The organism is Mesorhizobium sp. M2A.F.Ca.ET.042.01.1.1 (assembly GCF_003997405.1).
Classification (GTDB): domain Bacteria; phylum Pseudomonadota; class Alphaproteobacteria; order Rhizobiales; family Rhizobiaceae; genus Mesorhizobium.
Window position 1 is genome coordinate 26,680 of record NZ_RZRX01000019.1, and the last position, 15,537, is coordinate 42,216.

The window sequence follows — 15,537 nt, forward strand, 5'->3', positions numbered from 1 at the left end:
GCGCGGTCATTCGGGCGCGACCATGCGGCAGGGTTTTGGCGGGGTCAAGGCAACGGCGGCGATTGCCTTGATCGCACAGATGGCGGTTTTCAAACCGGCCGTTTGCCGGCGAGAATTTGCTTTAGAGCGTCGTTGATCCTGTCCTGCCAGCCTGGACCATCTTCCTGGAAATAGTCCAGCACAGCTCGATCGATTCTGATCGAAACAAGCTCTCTGACGTTTGGTGCGCTGGCGGGCTCGCGAATCGGGGCCGCTGGTTTCTTGGCCGGCTTGAAGGCAGCTTCTGCGGCGGCCATCGGATCTGTTGGTCGGCGCGGGGGTGTTGCCATTGGTTGACCCTGACTGAAGAGTGCTGAAGGAATGCAACACACTAGGCGATTTGGCGCCTTCAAGTACAGCCGCGCAAAGCCAATGCTGCGCCATGCGCCATAGCAACGCACAGGTCGCATTGACCCTTAACGTTCTTGCATTCCACGCCGCGCGCCACTACGTCAAAACGACAAAGCGAGGATCTGCCATGGCGACCGGACCGAACCGCATTCTCGACGAATTCGCAAAGATCATGACCGATGCCGCGGGTGCCGCGCAGGGCGTTCGGCGCGAAGTGGAGACGGCGTTCCGGGCGCAAGCCGAGCGCATGCTGAATTCCATGGATGTGGTGCAGCGCGAAGAATTCGAGGCGGTGCGCGAGATGGCGGTCAAGGCGCGGGAAGACAACATCCAACTGGCGACGCGCGTCGAGGCGCTCGAGGCCAGGCTCGCCGAACTGACCGGACAGGCCGCACCTGCGGGTGCCGCGAAGCCCCGCGCAAAAAAATAATCGCTAAACTTTTCCACATAGCGCGATCCGAAAAATCGCTTTGCCGTGAATCGCTTACCGGCATTGCATGAATCTTTGTGACAGCCACCTTTCCACATGCGGATGACGCGGTGCGAAAAATTGGGCTGTTCACGCGACTCCCGATCAATAGACTGAATTTGTTGCATGATTCGAAGCAGGGTCATGCGCCGGGCGGTGGGGTCCGGTTGGGTCTTTGCGTTGGAAAGTCCTGACCGTCCGAGTTCTAGACAAGATTGTTCGTCGTGTGTGCCCCGCGGAGCGTGTGGCGCTCCCCTGAACACAGGAAGCATTCATGGAACTCCTCGAACTCGAATTCTCCCGCGAAATCCACCCGGTGGACGTCATCGAGCAGGTGGCCCACAACAATGACTGGTCCTTCGAGCGCGCCGGCGACGACGAGATTTCGATTTCGGTGGCCGGCAGCTGGACCGACTATCATGTCTCCTTTTCCTGGATGGAAGATTTCGAGGCGCTGCACCTGGCCTGCGCTTTCGACATCAAGGTGCCGGAGACGCGCGCGCTGGAAGTGATGCGGCTCTTGTCACTGATCAACGAGCAGATGCTGTTCGGGCATTTCGATCTGTGGGAGCAGGAAGGCGCGATCATGTTCCGCCAATCGCTGCTGCTTGCCGGCGGGGTCGAGCCGTCGAGCCAGCAGGTCGAGGTGCTTCTATCGTCGGCGCTCGAAGCTTGCGAATGCTATTTCCAGGCCTTCCAGTTCGTCGTCTGGTCGGGTACATCGGCCAAGGACGCGCTCTCCAGCGTGCTCTTCGAGACTCACGGAAACGCCTGAACCAAGCCGATATCGCCGATGAGTTCCAGCAGCGAGCGCAAGCCCGAGATCAGCTTTGCCGATTTCGACCGTGTCGATATCCGTGCCGGCACGATCGTTGAGGCCGAGCCGTTTCCGGAAGCGCGCAAGCCGGCAATCAAGCTGAAGATCGATTTCGGCCCGGCGATCGGTGTGAAGAAGTCGTCGGCGCAGATCACCAAATACTACGCGCCGGAGACGCTTGTAGGCCGGCAGGTCTTCGCGGTGGTCAATTTCCCACCGCGCCAGATCGGTCCGTTCATGTCGGAGGTCCTGACGCTCGGCTTTCCCGATGAGGAGGGCGCGGTGGTGCTCGGCGCCATTGAGCGCAAGGTGCCCGACGGCGGGCGCCTATTCTAGGACGAGCCTAGGGCGACCCGGAGCCACCCTGTCCTCGTCGGCGCGCTTACTTGGCATGCCCAGCGCTTCGTCGACCGCGTCGAGGAACATTTCGGCGCAGGCCTTCCAGCTGTAGCGCATGGCGCGCTGGCGCGCTTCGGCGCGATCGACGTCAAGCGCCTTCATCGCCGCCTCGCCCAGATCCTCGGACACGGCTCCGCCGACGCCATCGCCGACAATGTCGATCGGTCCGGTAACCGGATAGGCGGCCACCGGCGTTCCGCTGGCCAGCGCCTCGATGATGACGTTGCCGAAAGTGTCGGTGCGGCTCGGAAACACGAACACATCGGCCGAGGCGTAGATCTCGGCCAGCTCGTCGTTCGGGCGATGGCCGAGGAAATGCGCGTCGGGATAGCGCGCCTTGAGTTTTGCCAGTTCCGGCCCTTCGCCAACGATCACCTTGCTGCCGGGCAGGTCGAGATCGAGGAAGGCGGTCAGGTTCTTTTCGATTGCGACGCGGCCGACGCACAGGAAGACCGGGCGCGGAAATCCGGTTTCCTTGCGCTTGTCGGGCCGGAAATGGTCGGTGTCGACGCCGCGCGTCCAGGGCCTCAGCTTATTGAAACCGCGCGCCGCGAGATCGTCCGCCAGAGATTGCGTGGCGACAAGCGTGCCATGTCCGGAATTGTGGAAGTCGCGGAGCCAGTTGTAGGCCCAGCTTTCCGGCACCGGCAGGCGGGCGCTGAGATATTCGGGAAAGCGCGTATGGTAGCTGGTGGTGAAGGGGCGGCCGGCCTTGCGGCAGTAGCGGCGCGCCATGATGCCGAGCGGACCCTCGGTGACGATGTGGATGTGGTCGGCCCTGGCGGCATCGATCCGGCGCGCCACATGACCCGGCGTCGTCAGCGCGAGCCGGATGTCGGGATAGGTCGGCATCGGCAAGGTGCGAAAGAGGTTCGGCGTCAGGAAATCGAGCTCGACGTCAAAGGGCTTCAGCGCCTCGGTGAGGCGTTCGAGCGTGTGCACCACGCCATTGACCTGCGGCCGCCAAGCGTCGGTGACCATCAGGATGCGCATGGCGATCCCGCTGCGTATGACGGTCCATCGCCGCGATAACTCCTGGGCGCGCCGGCGCGGTGCCGGAACGGCAGCCAGGCGGCAGCTCGCGCCTCGCTCCAGCGCACCCGGGCAGGGGCGGGATCGAAGCGGGGCGGCAGAGCCGAATCAACAAGGGTCGCGCGCTTCATGCGCGCTCTTCACCATGATTTCATGACGGGCGGATGAAGTTGTTTTTTGATTGAGCATGATCTTGTCCGAAACGAAGGTCGGTTCGGCACATGCTCTGGCTAGGCGGGCACCTTGATGACGGCGCGCAGGCCGCCGAGCGGACTATCCTCGAGGCTGATGTCTCCGCCGTGGCTGCGGGCGATGTCGCGAGCGATCGACAGGCCAAGTCCGGTGCCGCTGGCATCCAGGTTGCGCGCCTCGTCCAGCCGCAGGAATGGCTTGAACACCTCTTCACGCTTGTCAGGCGCGATGCCCGGCCCATTGTCGTCGATGGTGACGGTGAGCGTGCCACGGCCGTGGTCGGCGTGGACCTCGACGGTCTTGGCATAACGGAAAGCATTGCCGATGACGTTCGAAAGCAAACGGGCAAAGGCGTTCGGCCGCACATGCACGGCCGGATCGCCTGTCAGTGTGGTCGTCAGCTGGCAGCGGCGCAGTTGCGCTTCCTCGCCGAGCTTCTGGAAATAGGCGTTGAGGTCGAAACGGCCGGTATCCTCCGCGGCCTCGCCACGAGCAAAGGAGAGATAGCCTTCAAGCATCGACTGCATGTCGTCGATGTCCTGGTTCAGCGCGGCCTTGGTCTCCGACTTGCCGCCGGCCAGCGCCAGCTGCAGCTTGAAGCGAGTGAGGATGGTCCTGAGGTCGTGGCTGACGCCGGTCAGCATGGCGGTGCGCTGCTCGATCTGGCGCTCGATACGCTCACGCATCTGGATGAAGGCGAAGCCGGCGCGGCGAACCTCCTCGGCGCCGCGCGGGCGGAAATCGCGCGGCATCGGCCGGCCCTTGCCGAAACTCTCGGCAGCCTCGGCGAGCGTCAGGATCGGCCTGATCTGATTGCGCAGGAAGGGAATGGCGATCATCAGCAGAACCAGCGAGGTGCCGACCATCCAGATCAGGAAGATATGCGTATTCGAGGCATAGGCTTGGCTGCGCCGCACGAAGACGCGCAGCACCTTGCCTTCGAGCTGGACGCGGACCTCGACGACGTTCGAGTTGCCGACCGTGTCGATCCAGAACGGACGATTGATCTGTCTCGTGATCTCCGACGACAGCGCCTCGTCGAGGATCGAGAAGAACGGCTTTGGGCCGGGCGGCGGCAACGGATCTGGCGGCAGCAAATCCACTTTCAACTGCATGCGATCCTGGGCGATGCGGATGATGTTGGCGTAGTCGGCGTCGTGCGGATAGGTCTCCATCATGTCGATGACGGCCGCAATGTCCGAGATCGTCGCCTGCGACAGGCGCTGGGTGACGGTCTGCCAGTGACGTTCCATGAAAACGAAGGCAATCACCGACTGCAGCAGGATCATTGGCGCGATGACGATGATCAGCGAGCGGGCGTAGAGCCGCTTCGGCATGTAGAGCGCGATCAGGCGCCAGAACCGGTTCCAGGCGCGCGGCATCGCCCTCAGCGTCCGCAGCGCGAGATCGCCGGGGCCGCCTCCTTCTGGCTTGTCCAGTTGCGTGGTCGCCATTCGCCCTTCCGCTCGTCGATGGCCGTTCAGCAAAGGGCCTTCGAAGGTAGTTTATTCGACGCTGAGCCGATACCCAATACCGCGCACCGTCTGCAGCCACACCGGATTGGACGGATCGCGCTCGATCTTGCGGCGCAGCCGGTTTATCTGCACGTCGATGGTGCGCTCGCCGACATCCGATTCATCGCCGACCAGCTCATGGCGCGGTATGGTCTCGCCCGCCCGCGCGGCGAAGATCGCGAGGATCTCCTGCTCGCGGTCGGTCAGCTTAAGCGCCTCGCCGCCGCGCTTCAATTCACGCTTGGCGATCTGGAACGTGTAGGGCCCGAACACCAGCTGTTCCACCTTCGGCGTCGCGGCCGGGCCGCCACGGCGCAGGATGTTGTTGATGCGCAGGATCAGCTCGCGCGGATCGAACGGTTTCGGCAGGTAATCATCGGCGCCGGCTTCCAGCCCGGTGATGCGGCTGTCGGTCTCGGACAGCGCCGTCAGCATCAGGATCGGCACGTTCTTCTCTGCCCGCAGCGCCTTGGTGAGGTCGACGCCGGTTTCCCCCGGCATCATGACATCGAGCACCAGAAGGTCGAAGTCGAGGCCGGCGAGCTTGCGCCTGGCTTCGCCGGAATTGCCAGCGACAGTGACGCGAAAGCCATTCTCGGACAGATACTGCTTGAGCAGGTTGCGGATACGCGTGTCGTCATCGACGACCAGAAGATGCGGCGCGTCATCGTCGGGCGCGGCCGGATGATCGACCTTCTCAATGGTCTCCATGGTTCTTCCCCGATGTTTGCGCAGGCACAATGTCGATCTGCGCTCTTAGTTCCGGATTGACCATCGCTTCCAGGAATCGCTCGATCGTGGCGCGTTCGGTGGCTCCGGAATCCTCCAATGCCGCACGGATGCGGCGCGACTGTGGCCGCGCCAGCGCCAAGGCCAGCGCGCGGCCCTTGGCGGTCGGGTAGAGCTCGCGCTGCCGGCGGTCGCGCGGCCCTTGCACCTGGACGATATGATCGGTGTCGATCAACTGCTTCAAGACCCGCGCAAGGCTCTGCTTGGTGATCTTCAGCACATCGAGCAGTTCGGCGACGGTGAGGCCCGGCCTGCGGTTGACGAAGTGCAGCACTCGGTGATGGGCGCGGCCGAAGCCATAGTCGGCGAGGATCTGGTCCGGGTCGGAGGTGAAATCGCGATAGGCGAAGAAGAACAGTTCGATGATGGCGAAGTCGATGCCGTCCTCATCGGCGATCGCCGTCCTGATCGGTTTTCCGGCTGCGGGGCTCCTCATCATTTCTCCATGCGAGGCGGGAATTATGTCAGTACTATTGACGTAATTCCCGGGCAATGATAATTTTTGACAAGCTTTTCGGCGGATTGCGAACGAAAAGGCAAGCGGAAGCCGTTTTTCCGGAACTTCCTGAGTTTGCCACGAATTGAATATCCGCCTACGCTTCCAAGCAGGCCAGCGTTTCGGATCCTGTTCGGATCCTGTTCGGATCCTGTGATGGGGCCGGCACGAAGGCTATAAAAAACATAACGATTTGCGGGCACCCGCCCGCGGGAGGTTTCCATGGCATCCGTTCCCTTCGATCAACTGGACGGCTTCATCTGGATGAACGGCGAGTTCGTCAAATGGGCCGACGCCAAGATCCATGTGCTGACCCATGGCCTGCACTATGCCAGCGCCGTCTTCGAGGGCGAGCGCGCCTATGGCGGCCAGATCTTCAAGCTGACCGAGCACAATGAGCGTCTGCATGAATCGGCACGCCTGCTCGGCTTCAAGATTCCCTATCCGGTCGCCGAGATCGACGAGGCCTGCCGGACGCTTTTGAAGAAGCAGGGTTTTCAGGACGCCTATGTGCGCCCGATCGCCTGGCGCGGCAGCGAGCAGATGGGCGTCTCGGCGCAGAACAACCGCATCAATTGCGCCATCGCCATCTGGCAGTGGCCGAGCTATTTCGATCCCGCGCAGAAGCTCAAGGGCATCCGCCTCGATGTCGCCGAATGGCGCCGGCCAGATCCGCGCACCGCGCCGTCCAAGTCCAAGGCCGCCGGCCTCTACATGATCTGCACGCTGTCCAAGCATGCCGCCGAGGCCAAGGGCTATGCCGACGCCATGATGCTCGACTGGCGCGGCCAGGTGGCGGAAGCCACCGGCGCCAACATCTTCTTCGTCAAGGACGGCAAGATCCATACGCCGACGCCCGACTGCTTCCTCGACGGCATCACCCGTCGCATGGTGATCGGCCTGGCCAAGGACCGTGGCTTGGAAGTGATCGAGCGCGCCATCATGCCGGAAGAGCTCGAAGGTTTCGAGCAGTGCTTCCTGACCGGTACCGCGGCCGAGGTAACACCGGTTTCGGAGATCGGTCCATACCGATTCGAGGTCGGCGAGATCGCCAAGACGTTGATGAATGACTATTCTGCTGCAGTGCAACCAAAGCACGCGATCGCCGCAGAATAGCGATAGTCACAGCTTTTTTGTGCAATAAGGGCGGTTTTCGGGCCGCCCTTTTTATTTAAGCTTTCATGCATTTGACTTTCGGACGGTTCGGCGTCTCATGATGCTGTCGGCCCTTGGAGGCAGGCGGCTATGGAGGGACTAGTTACATGGATACGAACACGCTCGTTGCGATCGTTATACAGGTGATTACGGGTATCATCGGTGGCCAGGCGGTCGGCGCGGCGCTCAAGCAGGCGGCGTTGGGTCAGCTTCCCAAAATTCTCGGCGGCGCCATCGGCGGCGTCGGCGGCGCGGCCATTCTCGGCAGCCTTCTCGGCGGCGGCACGGTCGATCCGGCGGCGGCCGCGGCAGCGGCAGGCGGACTTGGCAGCGCGCTCAACGTGCAGAACATCGTCGGCGGCGCCGGCGGTGGCGCGATCCTGACCGCCATCATCGGCGCGGTCATGGGTGCGATGAAGAAGTAAGGCCTGCCGCTTCAGGCTTTAAAATGGGCGGCTTCGGCCGCCCATTTTCGTTGCCGGGATATTTATGCCGGCCGGCAGTGGACGGCGTTTGCCCGCCTGTCTACATCAGGGCGACAACCGGAGCGGTTCGGACTTTTCCTGGAATTGCTCGAGAAAGGAAAGCCATGGGTCAGCTCAATGCCGGCATCGTGCCGGTCACGCCGTTCCAGCAGAACTGCACCATCCTGTTCGACATGGACGACAAGAACGGCGTCGTCGTCGATCCCGGCGGCGATATTGACCAGGTGCTCAAGGCGCTGAAGGACAATGCCATCAAGGCCGGTGCGATCTGGATCACGCATGGCCATATAGACCATGCTGGCGGCGCGATGGAGTTGAAGGATGCGCTGGGCATCGACATTATCGGCCCGCACGAAGCCGACAAGCCGCTGCTTGCCAATCTCGAGAACCAGGCCAGGCGCTTCGGCCTCACCGATCCGGTGCGCAACTGCGTGCCGGACCGCTTCCTCACCGAAGGCGAGACGGTATCCTTCGGCAATCACGTGTTCGAAGTGCTGCATTGCCCGGGGCACGCGCCGGGCCATGTCGTCTACTACAACCGCGCGGCCAAATTCGCGCATGTCGGCGACGTGCTGTTCCGCGGCTCGATCGGCCGCACCGATCTGCCTGGCGGCGACCACGCCGCGCTGATCGCCTCGATCAAGGACAAGCTTCTGCCGCTTGGCGACGATATCGGTTTCATCTGCGGCCATGGACCGGGCAGCCGTTTCGGCGATGAGCGGCGGACCAATCCCTTTCTCACCTGACCCGCATGCAAAGAAAAAGCGCCGCTGGAGGCGGCGCTTTTCTGGGCAGGGAACCCTGGATTTTCTTAAAGCGCGTCGCGATCTTTCTGATTCGCTCCATGCGCTTTAGGTTTTTAATTTTACGCATGTCTTTATCCCGAAACCGGTTCCCACTTTCGGGAGACATGCTTTAGTTCGCGACGCAGAAATGCTGGTCGCCGTCGCTGCCGGTGAAGGTGCCGGTCCGCGAATTGAAGGTGCGGTAGCGATCAGAACAATATTCGTACCAGGCCCGGGTCCACGGCTCGGCATAGCGGTCGGCATAGACGACGCGCGGCTGCACGTAGTAGCGGCGCACCGGCCGATCGACATAGTAGTCGTCACCATAGGCCGGTTCGTAATAGCGTGGTCCGGGGTTGCTGAGCGCGCTGCCGATCAGGGCGCCGGCCGCGAGGCCGACAACGCCGGCGGCAAGAGCGTCGCCGTTATGATGGCGATGATGGTGCCAGCGCCAGTCGTCGGCATTGGCCGTCGAGAAGGTGGCCAGGGTGGTCCCGGCGATGCCAACGCCCAGGATGGCGGTCTTGAGAAAACGGTTCATCTTCGGTCTCCTTCGCGCCGGCACGTGCATTTTTCAGGGGATGCGAGCCGGCTTTAGCAAAGGTTAATAGAAGACCGTGGCTGAACGGAGGCTGAACGGAAATCGGCGTAATCGATTTTTCGTGGCCTGGCGATTTCGATGCCTGGCGGTTTTTCGAGGATTGAGCACAGCCCGATACCGGGCGGGAGCGCCCCCGCCTGACATAGCCTCCGTCGGATCCGTCGTGAGCCGGCTTAGCCGATCGACAGATTGACGGCCTTCGGACCCTTGCCGCGCTTGTCCGGCTCGGTGTCGAATGTCACTTTCTGCCCATCCTCAAGACCGGGAAGGCCCGACGCCTGCACGGCCGAGATGTGGACGAAGACATCCTTTGCGCCATCGTCGGGCGTGATGAAGCCGAAGCCCTTGGCATGGTTGAAGAATTTGACGGTGCCGGTCTGCGGCATGGGAAACTCCTTTGATCCCATCAAGTCAAGTCTCGGGCCGGCAAATTGCCCGAGAGGAAATTTGTCCTTTATTTTAGCGTCATCGGCAAGAGAAAGTTTTCGCCTGCCGATCCAAGCATTTGCGCGCGAAAAAGGCGCGACGGTTCGGTCGCGCCTTCGCAATTTCGAGCCTGTCCAAAAGCCCGTTCAGGATCCTGCCGCATCATTGCATTCGCAAGGACAGGCGATTGCGCCGATCAGGCGGCGCGCAGGTTGACCGCCTTCGGGCCCTTGCCCATGCGGTCCGGCTCGACGTCGAAGGTGACCTTCTGGCCGTCGACCAGCGTGCGCAGGCCGGATGCCTCGATCGCGGAAATATGGACGAACACGTCCTTGGCGCCGCCATCCGGCGTGATGAAGCCGAAGCCTTTGGTGGCGTTGAAGAACTTTACGGTACCGGTCTGGGCCATTGGGGAAACTCCTTCACCCGTGTCAGTCTTGTGGTTTGCCCGCTGCCTCGCGCCTTGGGCAAATCCCGGTGGTTGCTTCGGCGGTCATGCATTCGCGCATGGTCAAACCCCCCGCCGAAAAACGGGGCTGTCAGAGATTCACACTTATCGGGGAAAGGTCGTCCAAAACGGTCCGCTCTCCGGGTCGCAAATGCCCGAACGGGGAAATTTATTACACGGAAACGTGATGGTTGCAAGACGACGGTCGCGGGCGGCCCGCGGCGCGTCCAACGCTGGGCCTCGATAGACCCCGTGCCGGCACGGGTCATCGGCCAGAGAGGGGCCAAGCATGGGCCAGAGCGAGGCTGTCGGCCAAGGCCCTGGCGGCGTCACAAACGATGGTTGCGTTTGCCGCGTGGAATGCGAGGATATCGCGAGTTGGCATGGTGTGCCGGACGGAGGAGGACACATGCGCTTGCTGGCGATTTGTCGACAGGGCTCGGTCATTTTCATTCTCGCGGCGCTGCTGGCGGCCTGTACGGTGGTCGTCGACGATGGGCCCCGGCCGCACCCGCCCAGGCCGCATCCGCAGCTCTGCACCATGCAATACCAACCGGTCTGCGCTCGGCGCGGCGGCGACCGCCAGACCTTCGCCAATGCTTGCCTGGCTGAAAGGGAAGGGTACCGCATCGTGCGTGACGGTCCTTGCCGCGACGGCGGTGTGGGCGGCGAGCAGACATTCTGCACACGCGAATACGCCCCGGTCTGCGCCAGGCGCCATGGGCAAGCGCGCACCTTCCCGAACGCATGCGAGGCCCGCGCGGCGGACTACCGCGTCGTCGGCGACGGGCCGTGCTGAAAAGCAACGCGGTGTCCGGCTAAACATTCAGGTATGGACACCGCAATGCGCGTGGTGTTGCTTAGCCTTGAATCTCTTGCCCGCATGGCTTAGGTCCGGCGGACCAACAAACACGGTAGGTTTCCCATTAACAGAGATCAAAGAAGAGCGGCGAATGCGGGCGGCAAGCCGGGAACGGCCAGCCCGCTCGATCCCTATGTGCAGCGGGCGCTGCAGCTGCACCAGGCCGGGCGCCGTCAGGAAGCCGAGGCGCTCTATCGGCAGGTCCTGGGGCAGCAGCCGAACCATGCCGCCGCCTTGCACTTCCTCGGACTGCTGCTGCACCAGACCGGCCGCAGCGAGGAGGCGCTCGAGCTCATCGAGCGGTCGGTGACGCTGCAGCCCAGGAATGCCGACTTCCTCAACAACATGGGCACCGTCATGCGCGACCTCGGCCGGGTCGCCGCCGCGGTCGATTTCTTTCGCGGCGCGGTGGATATCAAGCCGGACCAATTGGCCGCGCGCGACAATCTCGGTTCGTCGTTGAAGCAGCTCGGCCAGTTCGACGCCGCCGAGGAGGTCTATCGCGGCACGATCGGCCGCAACCCGTTCCATGTCCGCGCCCGCGTCGGTCTTGCTGAAACGCTGCAGGAGGCCGGGCGGCTCGATGAGGCGATCAAGCTGTTCCGCGAGTCCTTGTCGATCCGGCCGAAGGACGCCGAACTGCTCTATGGGCTCGGCGTGGCCATGATGGAGAAGGGCAAGCTCGACGAAGCCGCCGATCTTGCCCGACAGGCGGTGGCGGTTGTTCCCGGCATGGCCAAGGCCTGGCTGCTTTTGACCCAGGTCAAGCGTCAGACCGAACGCGACAAGGAGCTTGCCGGCATGGAGGCCGAGCATGCCAAGGCGCCACAGGGCAGCCTGGCGCGCATGCAGCTTTCCTTCGGTCTCGGCAAGGTCAATGACGACCTCAAGGACTATGGCCGCGCTTTCGACTATTTCGCCGAGGGCAATGCCATCCGCCGCCAGGGCATCGACTACGATCCGGTCCGCACGCGCGGCGAATTCGAGGCGATGAAGGCGGCCTTCGACAAGGCCTTCTTCGAGAAGCACCGGACGAGCGATATTTCAGACGACACCCCGATCTTCGTCGTCGGCATGCCGCGTTCCGGCACCACGCTGGTCGAGCAGATCATCGCCAGCCATCCGCAGGTCTATGGCGCCGGCGAGTTGAACATCTTGAAGACGGCCGTCGGAAAGCAGTTTCCGATGAGCATGCCGGGTGGATTTCCCGCCGGGATCGCCGACATGCCCGACCAGGCCTTCGCCGAGGCGGGTCAGGCCTATCTCGACATGCTGCATAGCCGCTATCCCGGCTACCGCCATGTCACCGACAAGATGCCGGGCAACTTCATGCTGGTCGGCTTCCTGCACATGATGCTGCCGAAGGCCAAGATCGTCCATTGCGCCCGCGATGCGGCGGCGACGTGCCTGTCGATCTTCAAGGTGCATTTCCGCGGCGACAGCCATCGTTACGGCTACGACCTAGGCGAGCTCGCGGATTTCCATAATCTCTACACCGATATCATGGCGCATTGGCACAAGGTGCTGCCAGGCGTCGTGCACGATGTGCGCTATGAGGATTTCGTCGCCGACCAGGAAGGGCAGACGCGGGCGCTGATGGCGCATCTCGGCCTGCCCTGGGACGACAAGGTTCTGTCCTTCCACGAGACGGACCGGCCGGTGCGCACCGCTTCCGCCGCGCAGGTGCGCCAGCCGATGTATCAAGGCTCGGTCGATCTGTGGAAGCGGTATGGGGATCGGCTGAAGCCGCTGCTGGACAAGCTGGGCTGATATTGAGGTGAGGCCGGCCTGCGAACGGCGGTTCCGGTGCTCACTGTTTGGTCGCAGCCTCTCGGCTTCGTCATCCACGGGCGGAGCAGCCGCCAAGCGGCGTCGCGAAGACCCGAGGATCCATTCCGTGACATCGCGCGAAGGGCAAGGCGGTGCAGAACAGAGATCGTTCTGCACCGCAGTGACGCTCATAGGTAACGGAATGGATCCTATGGTCTGCGCTGCGTCGCTTCGCTCCTTGCTTCGCCATAGGATGACGAAGCGAAGGACCGTGCCCTACAGCTCCACGAATGGCTGAAAGCCGCCGAAGATCATGCGCTTGCCATCGAAGGGCATGGCGGACCAGTCCATCTTGAGACGCTCATCGGCCATCACCTTAGCCATGACCGCGTCGCGGCTCTGTCTGGATTCGTAGACGACCCAGGCGAAGATGACGATCTCGTCGTCCTTCGCCTGCACGGCACGCGGGAACGAGGTCAACTCGCCATAGGGCACGTCGTCGCCGATGCATTCGACATAGGAGAGCGCGCCGTGCTCCATCCAAATCGGGCCCGCGGTGTTGGCCAGCTTCTTGTAGTCGTCGAGATTTGCCTTCGGCACGGCAATCACGAAACCGTCGACATAGGACATGTGAAACTCCTTTGCTGAAAAACAAGCGCCGGGTCGGCGGGGATACGACCCAGCGCGGGTGAGCGCGTCAGCCCTGTGGGCAACGCTTGCTCGCTAGGAAATTCACTTCACCGGTGCGTTCATCGCCCAGGCGATACCGAAGGGGTCCTTCACCTGGCCCCAGCGGTCGCCCCAGAACATCACCTGCAGCGGGGTGACGACTTCGCAGCCGGCATCGACCGCGCGCTGCCACCAGGCATCGATGTCGTCGCTGCCGAGATGGAGCTGCAGCGTGTAGCCCTGCGCCGCCTGATGCGGGTGGCCGTGTTCCGGATAGGCATCACCAAGCATCAGCGTCGAGCCGTTGACATAGAGATGGATGTGCATGGTGCGGCCCTTGTCGTCCGGCGGATAGGCGAACACTTCCTCCGCGCCAAAAGCCTTCTTGTAGAATTCGGCGGCCTTGATGGCGCCGTCGACCTGCAAATAGGGGGTCAATCCGCCAAGAACCTTGGCGCGGGGCGGGGTCTGATCGTTCATATTCGTGTTCCTCTTCACGGGTTTGACCTGGCTTGCGGCCCAAGGACGGACGAAGCGGCGGCGATCCTACATGCCTCTAGAAATTCTTCTTAAGCGCCTTGCCTTGCAGGCGCGCGGCCGCAGGACAATCGCATCGAAAGCGTCGCTTCATATGACCTTCGCCGAGAAGGTGCCGGCGCGTCGGCTTTCCCGGGTTTCGAAAATTTCCGGAAAGCCGATGTCCTTGCGCAACTCGGCAGGCAGCGAGAGCAGGATGCGCTCGCTGCGGTGACGGGCACGCGCCTCGGCATACCGGTTGGCGAGGCGGCCGATGGATGACAGTACCGACATGATGGTTCTCCCTGGTTGAGGCCGGCATCATCGTGTCGGCATCCCAAGGACGAGGTGGCAATCGGCGATCCGACAGATCGCTCCGAATCTTTTTCAGAACACCGATGCCGCCAGCGCGGTGTCGTAATATTCCACCATCTCGATGATCTCGCCGTCGCGGACGGTCCAGAAATTGGCGGTGCGCATGATGAGCTCCTCGCCCGTGGTACGGCGCGTCATATGGATCTCGACCTGCGCGGCAACCTTGTCGCCACCGTCGATGATCTCGACCGGGACGAAGTGGCGGTATTCGAAGTCATCGTCGAGCGCCAGGAGCCTGGAGAGGAATTCCTGTTTGCCATGCGCGGTGCCGGCATGACGCGATTGCCGGGGATCGGCAATCCAGCGGAACACGACATCCTCGGCGCACTGCGACAAGGCACCCTCGATGTCGCGATCCGCATAGGCTTTGTAGAGATTGCTGACGATGTCCACTGCACGCATGGCCCGTTCCCTCCATGGCTGAGCAATCCAAGATGCTCCTTTTTTAGCAGATGGAAAAGTATCGCCAGGCCGGCGGCGACGGCCCGGCGGGGTATCCTCTCTCAGTTCGGCATTGCGGCGACGGAGCGGAAGAACGCTTCCGGGTCGTCGACCTCGGTCAGCCGCCGCTTCTCGATCAGCCAGAAGCGGTTGCCGACGGCGCGGATGAAGGAGCGGTCGTGCGAGGCAAGCAGACAGCTTGCCTGATGCTTCAGCAACTCGTCCTCCAATGCTTCCTGGCCATCGATGTCGAGATGGTTGGTCGGCTCGTCGAGCAGATAGAAATTGGGGTTGGTCAGCCGCAATAGCAGCATCATCAGTCTCGACCGTTGCCCGCCCGACAGGGCGCCGATCTTTTTCTCCTGCATCTCGATGGCGACGCCGGCGCCGGCAAGGAGCGAACGCGCCCGCTGCTCGCCGATCTCGAAGCAGCGCGAGACCATCGCCAGCGGCGTATCTTCGCCATCGATGCCCGATAGCGGCTGGTCGCTGTAGCCGAGCACGGTCGACGGCGTCACCTTGATGTTGGCGATCGAGCCGGGTTCGGCAATGGCGTTGCGGATCATGGCGATGAAGCGCGTCTTGCCGACGCCGTTGCGGCCAAGCAGCACGATGCGATCGTCCTGGCAGATATGGCGTTTTCCGGTCCTGAACAGCACAGTGCCGTCAGGCGTTTCGACCGCCGCATCCTCCAGCGTGACCAGCACCTTGGCGTGGGTGCCGCGGTTCGCCAGCCTGATCGCGCCGGCCGAGCGCTCACGATGCGCTTGTACGGCGGCATCCTTCAGCTTCTCGGCCCGTTCCTTGAGCTGCTTGGTCTTCACCGTCAAAAGGTCGCTGCCTGAATTGATGCCGATGTTGTTCAGTTTGGCGGCCTGCCTGCGCAACTGCTGGGCGATCTTCATG

21 protein-coding genes are annotated in these 15,537 nt (G+C 62.6%); 8 read left to right on the forward strand and 13 right to left on the reverse strand.

Going from position 1 to position 15,537, the window contains the following annotated elements; genetic code table 11:
* Positions 1-89: 89 nt before the first annotated feature.
* Entirely contained in the window at positions 90-329 is a 240-nt protein-coding gene (locus EOA23_RS05075; RefSeq protein ID WP_127303103.1) for a BrnA antitoxin family protein, read from the reverse strand.
* A gap of 188 nt (positions 330-517) precedes the next feature.
* Between EOA23_RS05075 and EOA23_RS05080 the strand changes: the two genes are divergently transcribed.
* The 3 genes from EOA23_RS05080 to EOA23_RS05090 all read left to right on the forward strand — a co-directional run bounded on the left by EOA23_RS05080 (position 518) and on the right by EOA23_RS05090 (position 2,012).
* Entirely contained in the window at positions 518-820 is a 303-nt protein-coding gene (locus EOA23_RS05080) for an accessory factor UbiK family protein (protein ID WP_040990372.1), read from the forward strand.
* Positions 821-1,133: 313 nt separating this feature from the next.
* On the forward strand, positions 1,134-1,634 hold the full coding sequence (locus tag EOA23_RS05085) for a YbjN domain-containing protein (protein WP_040989643.1): 501 nt from the start codon (positions 1,134-1,136) through the stop codon (positions 1,632-1,634).
* 18 nt (positions 1,635-1,652) lie between these two features.
* On the forward strand, positions 1,653-2,012 hold the full coding sequence (locus tag EOA23_RS05090) for a tRNA-binding protein (protein WP_040989641.1): 360 nt from the start codon (positions 1,653-1,655) through the stop codon (positions 2,010-2,012).
* Here EOA23_RS05090 and EOA23_RS05095 read toward each other — a convergent pair.
* The 4 genes from EOA23_RS05095 to EOA23_RS05110 form a co-directional block, all read right to left on the reverse strand.
* Positions 2,004-3,068 (reverse strand): glycosyltransferase family 1 protein, encoded by a 1,065-nt coding sequence (locus tag EOA23_RS05095; RefSeq protein WP_245473996.1) that lies wholly within the window; start codon positions 3,066-3,068, stop codon positions 2,004-2,006. The genes EOA23_RS05090 and EOA23_RS05095 overlap by 9 nt on opposite strands.
* A 269-nt stretch (positions 3,069-3,337) precedes the next feature.
* On the reverse strand, positions 3,338-4,753 hold the full coding sequence (locus EOA23_RS05100; RefSeq protein WP_127303104.1) for an ATP-binding protein: 1,416 nt from the start codon (positions 4,751-4,753) through the stop codon (positions 3,338-3,340).
* A gap of 51 nt (positions 4,754-4,804) precedes the next feature.
* Positions 4,805-5,524: a response regulator transcription factor gene (locus EOA23_RS05105; protein WP_040989639.1), complete on the reverse strand. Its 720-nt coding sequence runs from the start codon at positions 5,522-5,524 to the stop codon at positions 4,805-4,807.
* Entirely contained in the window at positions 5,511-6,041 is a 531-nt protein-coding gene (locus EOA23_RS05110) for a MarR family transcriptional regulator (protein WP_189341504.1), read from the reverse strand. Before EOA23_RS05110 ends, EOA23_RS05105 begins: the two co-directional genes overlap by 14 nt.
* A gap of 279 nt (positions 6,042-6,320) precedes the next feature.
* Between EOA23_RS05110 and EOA23_RS05115 the strand changes: the two genes are divergently transcribed.
* The 3 genes from EOA23_RS05115 (at position 6,321) to EOA23_RS05125 (ending at position 8,484) form a co-directional block, all read left to right on the forward strand.
* Entirely contained in the window at positions 6,321-7,214 is an 894-nt protein-coding gene (locus tag EOA23_RS05115) for a branched-chain amino acid aminotransferase (RefSeq protein ID WP_127303106.1), read from the forward strand.
* Between the two features lie 146 nt (positions 7,215-7,360).
* Positions 7,361-7,678, forward strand: coding sequence for a hypothetical protein (locus EOA23_RS05120; RefSeq protein WP_126081674.1), 318 nt, complete (start codon positions 7,361-7,363; stop codon positions 7,676-7,678).
* Between the two features lie 164 nt (positions 7,679-7,842).
* Positions 7,843-8,484, forward strand: coding sequence for an MBL fold metallo-hydrolase (locus EOA23_RS05125; protein WP_127303107.1), 642 nt, complete (start codon positions 7,843-7,845; stop codon positions 8,482-8,484).
* Positions 8,485-8,653: 169 nt separating this feature from the next.
* Here EOA23_RS05125 and EOA23_RS05130 read toward each other — a convergent pair whose 3' ends face one another.
* From EOA23_RS05130 to EOA23_RS05140, 3 genes are all read right to left on the reverse strand, one after another.
* Positions 8,654-9,064 carry a BA14K family protein gene (locus tag EOA23_RS05130; protein ID WP_127303108.1) on the reverse strand — a complete coding sequence of 137 codons (411 nt, stop codon included), beginning with the start codon at positions 9,062-9,064 and terminating at the stop codon, positions 8,654-8,656.
* Between the two features lie 233 nt (positions 9,065-9,297).
* Entirely contained in the window at positions 9,298-9,510 is a 213-nt protein-coding gene (locus EOA23_RS05135) for a cold-shock protein (RefSeq protein WP_006202521.1), read from the reverse strand.
* Positions 9,511-9,746: 236 nt separating this feature from the next.
* Complete coding sequence (locus EOA23_RS05140; protein WP_006202520.1) at positions 9,747-9,959, reverse strand: cold-shock protein; 213 nt, start codon at positions 9,957-9,959, stop codon at positions 9,747-9,749.
* A 448-nt stretch (positions 9,960-10,407) separates the two neighbouring features.
* Here EOA23_RS05140 and EOA23_RS05145 point away from each other — a divergent pair, with 448 nt between their 5' ends.
* Both EOA23_RS05145 and EOA23_RS05150 read left to right on the forward strand, forming a co-directional pair.
* On the forward strand, positions 10,408-10,797 hold the full coding sequence (locus tag EOA23_RS05145) for a Kazal-type serine protease inhibitor domain-containing protein (RefSeq protein ID WP_127303109.1): 390 nt from the start codon (positions 10,408-10,410) through the stop codon (positions 10,795-10,797).
* Positions 10,798-10,995: 198 nt separating this feature from the next.
* Positions 10,996-12,630 carry a tetratricopeptide repeat-containing sulfotransferase family protein gene (locus EOA23_RS05150; RefSeq protein ID WP_127303110.1) on the forward strand — a complete coding sequence of 545 codons (1,635 nt, stop codon included), beginning with the start codon at positions 10,996-10,998 and terminating at the stop codon, positions 12,628-12,630.
* Positions 12,631-12,906: 276 nt separating this feature from the next.
* On the opposite strand, the gene EOA23_RS05155 is transcribed toward EOA23_RS05150, so the two are convergent.
* From EOA23_RS05155 to EOA23_RS05175, 5 genes are all read right to left on the reverse strand, one after another.
* Complete coding sequence (locus EOA23_RS05155) at positions 12,907-13,260, reverse strand: DUF1428 family protein (protein ID WP_126059781.1); 354 nt, start codon at positions 13,258-13,260, stop codon at positions 12,907-12,909.
* A gap of 102 nt (positions 13,261-13,362) precedes the next feature.
* On the reverse strand, positions 13,363-13,779 hold the full coding sequence (locus EOA23_RS05160; RefSeq protein WP_042645760.1) for a glyoxalase/bleomycin resistance/extradiol dioxygenase family protein: 417 nt from the start codon (positions 13,777-13,779) through the stop codon (positions 13,363-13,365).
* 147 nt (positions 13,780-13,926) lie between these two features.
* Positions 13,927-14,109, reverse strand: a complete 183-nt coding sequence (locus tag EOA23_RS05165; protein ID WP_127303111.1) for a hypothetical protein — start codon at positions 14,107-14,109, stop codon at positions 13,927-13,929.
* 93 nt (positions 14,110-14,202) lie between these two features.
* The gene (locus EOA23_RS05170) at positions 14,203-14,592 is read right to left on the reverse strand and encodes a nuclear transport factor 2 family protein (RefSeq protein WP_127303112.1); all 390 of its coding nucleotides are present in this window, start codon (positions 14,590-14,592) and stop codon (positions 14,203-14,205) included.
* A gap of 101 nt (positions 14,593-14,693) precedes the next feature.
* The coding region (locus EOA23_RS05175) for an ATP-binding cassette domain-containing protein (RefSeq protein ID WP_145966400.1) at positions 14,694-15,537 on the reverse strand (844 nt) is incomplete at its 5' end.

Bases quoted from the DNA above. Each gene is read 5' to 3' on its own strand.
- EOA23_RS05145 (WP_127303109.1), top strand. From the start codon at position 10,408: ATGCGCTTGCTGGCGATTTGTCGACAGGGCTCGGTCATTTTCATTCTC.
- EOA23_RS05160 (WP_042645760.1), bottom strand. From the start codon at position 13,779: ATGAACGATCAGACCCCGCCCCGCGCCAAGGTTCTTGGCGGATTGACC.
- EOA23_RS05075 (WP_127303103.1), bottom strand. From the start codon at position 329: ATGGCAACACCCCCGCGCCGACCAACAGATCCGATGGCCGCCGCAGAA.
- EOA23_RS05115 (WP_127303106.1), top strand. From the start codon at position 6,321: ATGGCATCCGTTCCCTTCGATCAACTGGACGGCTTCATCTGGATGAAC.
- EOA23_RS05165 (WP_127303111.1), bottom strand. From the start codon at position 14,109: ATGTCGGTACTGTCATCCATCGGCCGCCTCGCCAACCGGTATGCCGAG.
- EOA23_RS05110 (WP_189341504.1), bottom strand. From the start codon at position 6,041: ATGATGAGGAGCCCCGCAGCCGGAAAACCGATCAGGACGGCGATCGCC.
- EOA23_RS05105 (WP_040989639.1), bottom strand. From the start codon at position 5,524: ATGGAGACCATTGAGAAGGTCGATCATCCGGCCGCGCCCGACGATGAC.
- EOA23_RS05120 (WP_126081674.1), top strand. From the start codon at position 7,361: ATGGATACGAACACGCTCGTTGCGATCGTTATACAGGTGATTACGGGT.
- EOA23_RS05085 (WP_040989643.1), top strand. From the start codon at position 1,134: ATGGAACTCCTCGAACTCGAATTCTCCCGCGAAATCCACCCGGTGGAC.
- EOA23_RS05095 (WP_245473996.1), bottom strand. From the start codon at position 3,068: ATGCGCATCCTGATGGTCACCGACGCTTGGCGGCCGCAGGTCAATGGC.
- EOA23_RS05080 (WP_040990372.1), top strand. From the start codon at position 518: ATGGCGACCGGACCGAACCGCATTCTCGACGAATTCGCAAAGATCATG.
- EOA23_RS05125 (WP_127303107.1), top strand. From the start codon at position 7,843: ATGGGTCAGCTCAATGCCGGCATCGTGCCGGTCACGCCGTTCCAGCAG.
- EOA23_RS05170 (WP_127303112.1), bottom strand. From the start codon at position 14,592: ATGCGTGCAGTGGACATCGTCAGCAATCTCTACAAAGCCTATGCGGAT.
- EOA23_RS05155 (WP_126059781.1), bottom strand. From the start codon at position 13,260: ATGTCCTATGTCGACGGTTTCGTGATTGCCGTGCCGAAGGCAAATCTC.
- EOA23_RS05140 (WP_006202520.1), bottom strand. From the start codon at position 9,959: ATGGCCCAGACCGGTACCGTAAAGTTCTTCAACGCCACCAAAGGCTTC.
- EOA23_RS05130 (WP_127303108.1), bottom strand. From the start codon at position 9,064: ATGAACCGTTTTCTCAAGACCGCCATCCTGGGCGTTGGCATCGCCGGG.
- EOA23_RS05135 (WP_006202521.1), bottom strand. From the start codon at position 9,510: ATGCCGCAGACCGGCACCGTCAAATTCTTCAACCATGCCAAGGGCTTC.
- EOA23_RS05090 (WP_040989641.1), top strand. From the start codon at position 1,653: ATGAGTTCCAGCAGCGAGCGCAAGCCCGAGATCAGCTTTGCCGATTTC.
- EOA23_RS05100 (WP_127303104.1), bottom strand. From the start codon at position 4,753: ATGGCGACCACGCAACTGGACAAGCCAGAAGGAGGCGGCCCCGGCGAT.